This window comes from Flavobacterium sp. UBA4854, assembly GCF_002399805.1.
Classification (GTDB): domain Bacteria; phylum Bacteroidota; class Bacteroidia; order Flavobacteriales; family Flavobacteriaceae; genus Flavobacterium; species Flavobacterium ginsengisoli.
Window position 1 is genome coordinate 5,746 of sequence record NZ_DHEI01000017.1, and the last position, 3,920, is coordinate 9,665.

The 3,920-nt window shown below is 35.5% G+C and carries 2 protein-coding genes and 2 pseudogenes; all 4 read left to right on the top strand.

Annotation, left to right across the window (positions count from 1 at the left end; all coding sequences use genetic code 11):
- Positions 1-522 (top strand): annotated as a pseudogene (locus tag B3J44_RS01570) (ATP-dependent helicase); the annotation flags it as partial.
- Between the two features lie 82 nt (positions 523-604).
- Complete coding sequence (gene kbl / locus B3J44_RS01575) at positions 605-1,798, top strand: glycine C-acetyltransferase (protein WP_286965179.1); 1,194 nt, start codon at positions 605-607, stop codon at positions 1,796-1,798.
- 113 nt (positions 1,799-1,911) lie between these two features.
- Positions 1,912-3,375 (top strand): OmpA family protein, encoded by a 1,464-nt coding sequence (locus tag B3J44_RS01580; RefSeq protein WP_286965181.1) that lies wholly within the window; start codon positions 1,912-1,914, stop codon positions 3,373-3,375.
- A 63-nt stretch (positions 3,376-3,438) separates the two neighbouring features.
- Positions 3,439-3,920, top strand: a pseudogene (locus B3J44_RS01585) (PD-(D/E)XK nuclease family protein); the annotation flags it as partial.

Below are 3,920 nucleotides of genomic sequence, written 5' to 3' on the forward strand. Positions count from 1 at the left end.
GTTAAATCGATTCCTGTTGTAAGGGAGGTTTTAAATCCGAAAAATATTAAAATTGCACAACGCGAAGCTTTAATGTGGGGAACGCATCAGCAGGAAGCTATTTCGTACGGAAACATTGTTCATGAAATTTTGGCTTTTGTTAAAGATAAAACAGATGTTGATTTGGCAGTAACTAAAGCTATTGAAAACGGTTTGATAACTTACGATCAAGTAGATCAAGTATTGCAAACTTTGAGAGAAATTGTGAATCATCCAGAACTAAATGTTTGTTTTGACGGAAAAGATACGGTTTTGAATGAGCAGACGATTGTTCAAAAAGAGGGAAGAATTTTAAAGCCGGATCGAGTTGTCTTTTTAGAAAATAAACAAGCTTATTTGTTAGATTATAAAACAGGTGCTGTAAATGCAAAATATCAACAGCAGATTCAGGAATATCAAGATGCAATTGAAGATTTAGGATATGCAGTTTTGAAAAAGGCTTTGGTGTATATTGGGACAGAAATTGAGGTAGTAAATTTGTGAAAAAATTAATCAGATGTTAAAGAAAAAGCGAAGCTTAATTTTGGTTAAGCTGTTAATATTTAACGTTTTAAATAAATAAAAAATGTACGGTAAAATAAAAGAACATCTGCAAAAAGAATTGCAGACAATTGAAGAAAATGGAATCTTTAAAAAGGAGCGTATTATTACTTCTCCTCAAGGCGCAGAAATCACAATTTCAACAGGGGAAACAGTGTTGAACTTTTGCGCTAATAATTATTTAGGACTTTCATCGCATCCAGAAGTGGTGCAAGCAGCAAAAGATGCAATGGATACACATGGTTTCGGAATGTCATCTGTTCGATTTATTTGCGGTACACAAGATATTCATAAAACATTAGAGAAAAAGATTGCTGATTTTTATGGTACAGAAGATACTATATTATATGCTGCAGCCTTTGATGCAAACGGAGGTGTTTTTGAGCCTTTGTTGGGAGAGAATGATGCAATTATTTCAGATAGCTTAAATCACGCTTCTATTATAGATGGTGTTCGTTTATGTAAAGCGGCTAGATATCGTTATGAAAATAATAATATGGAAGACTTGGAGCAGCAGTTGATAAAAGCAAACGAAGCCGGAGCTCGTTTTAAATTGATTGTTACTGACGGAGTTTTTTCTATGGACGGATTAGTGGCGCCACTAGACAAAATCTGTGATCTTGCTGATAAATACGATGCAATGGTAATGGTAGATGAATGTCATGCTGCTGGTTTTATTGGAGCAACTGGAAAAGGAACTCTTGAAGCAAAAGGAGTAATGGGAAGGGTAGATATTATAACAGGAACTCTTGGAAAAGCTTTGGGTGGAGCAATGGGAGGATATACTACTGCGAAAAAAGAGATTATTGAGTTATTACGTCAGAGATCTCGACCTTACTTATTTTCAAATTCATTGGCGCCTGCAATTGTTGGGGCTTCAATAAAAGTATTTGAATTATTAGAAAAAGACACAACACTTCGTGATAAATTAGAATGGAATACCAACTATTTTAAAGAAGGTATGAAAAAAGCAGGCTTCGATATAATTGATGGCGATTCTGCAATTGTTCCAGTTATGTTATACGATGCAAAATTATCTCAGACAATGGCAAACGAACTTTTAAAACAAGGAATTTATGTTATTGGATTTTTCTTTCCAGTGGTTCCGAAAGATAAGGCTAGAATACGAGTGCAGCTATCTGCGGCGCATGAAAAAGAACATTTGGACAAAGCTATAAATGCCTTCACAGTTGTCGGTAAAATGTTAAAAGTTATATAATTACCACTTCTGTTAAATTTTTGTAGGTTTTTTTTAACATTTCATTTTGTATTTAAAAAATTTGGTGTTACTTTTGCTTGTAATTAACTAAATTGTAATTAAAAAAATTAAGTATGAAACATCTTAACAAACTTTTAGTTGCTGTATTGATGGCGATGGGTTTAAATGCTCAAGCGCAAGACAGTAACAATCCATGGGCGATCTCTTTCGGAGTTAATGCTGTGGATACTAGAACAAGTTCAGGTTCTGGTCATGGTTTCTTTGACCAACACTTTTCTCAGCCATTCGCTGTTAAAGACAACTGGAACATTTTACCTTCTTTATCTTACATTGGTGTGTCTAGATATGTAGGTAGCGGTTTCTCAGTTGGTTTACAAGGATCTGTAAACAAAATTGATAAATATGTTATCCTTGATCGTGCTAATCCTAATGCAGATGGTAGAGGGAATGTAGTAGTAAATCCAGGAGACTTGATGTACTACGGAATTGATGCTACTATCAAATATAGCTTCCAAGAATTAATCAAATCTAAAGTGATTGATCCTTCGTTATCTGTTGGTGGTGGTTATACTTTCTTCGGAGATAGCAGCTATGGAACTGTTAACCCAGGTGCTGGTGTTACTTTCTGGTTTACTGATGCTATTGGTCTTGAATTAGCTACAAGATACAAATGGTCAGTGAGTGGGGATAGAGAAGATGCTTCTGGAACTCCAGATGCTCCATCTCACTTCCAACACACTGCAGGTTTAGTTTTCAAATTCGGAGGTAAAGATACTGACGGAGACGGAATCTATGACAAAGACGATGCTTGTCCAGATGTTGCTGGTTTAAAACAATTCAACGGATGTCCTGATACTGACGGTGACGGAATCGTTGATGCTTCTGACGCTTGTCCAGATGTATTTGGTTTAGCTGCATTAAACGGATGTCCTGATACAGATGGAGACGGAATTGCTGATAAAGATGACGCTTGTCCAGATGTTGCTGGTTTAGCTGCTTTAAAAGGTTGTCCTGATACTGACGGTGACGGAATCGCTGATAAAGACGATAAATGTCCTACAGTTGCTGGTCCTAAAGAAAACGGTGGTTGCCCATTCTTAGATGCTGATAAAGACGGTGTTGCTGATAAAGATGATGACTGTCCTACAGTTCCAGGTCCTGCAAGTAACAGAGGATGTCCAGAAGTAACTTCTGCTGCATTAGAAGATCTTAAAGTTCAAGCTAGAGCAATCTACTTCAACTCAGGAAAAGCTACTTTCAAAACTGGTGACAAAGAAACTCCAGCTAGATTAGATGCTATTAAAGAAATCCTTAAAAACTATCCAAACGCGAAATTCTCTATCGAAGGACACACAGATAGTACAGGTTCTGCTAAAGTTAACCAAAAACTTTCTGAAGATAGAGCTAACGCTGTATTAAACGCTTTAGTTGAAAGAGGTGTTAACCCAGAAAACTTAGAAGCTAAAGGATTTGGTTCTAGCCAACCAGTTGCAAGTAACAAAACTGCTGCAGGTAAAGCACAAAACAGAAGAACTGAAATTAGACACATTGGTTCTAAATACCAAGGTAAACTATAATTAGTTTTCTAAATAAACATGAAAAGCCATTCTTAATTGAATGGCTTTTTTTATTTTTATCCTATGGTAAATACTTCTTTTCTTCAAAAAATTGCCTCTGTTGTAATTCAGGACTTTGCAGAGAAACTCTCTGAAATAACAATAATACTTCCGAATAAAAGAGCAAAAGTTTTTTTGATTGAAGCTCTTAAAAAAGAGACTTCGAAGACTATTATTGCTCCAGAGATTACAAGTATTGAAGATTTTGTTCAAAATGTAGCTTCAATACGTTCAGTTGATTCGATAGAGCTGTTGTTTGAGTTTTATGAAGTTTATTTATCAATTACAGAGCAGAAGCATCAGCAATCTTTTGAGCTGTTTGCAAACTGGGCAAAGACCCTTTTGCAAGATTTTAATGAAATTGATCGCTATCTTTTAGATCCATCGCATGTTCTGTCTTATTTAAAAGATATTGAAGATATAAAAAGGTGGGGGTTAGAAGTAGATCAAAAAACAAAACTTCTTGAAAATTATATTGATTTTTGGAAGTTACTTCCGTTGTACTA

Bases quoted from the DNA above. Each gene is read 5' to 3' on its own strand.
- kbl (WP_286965179.1), top strand. From the start codon at position 605: ATGTACGGTAAAATAAAAGAACATCTGCAAAAAGAATTGCAGACAATT.
- B3J44_RS01580 (WP_286965181.1), top strand. From the start codon at position 1,912: ATGAAACATCTTAACAAACTTTTAGTTGCTGTATTGATGGCGATGGGT.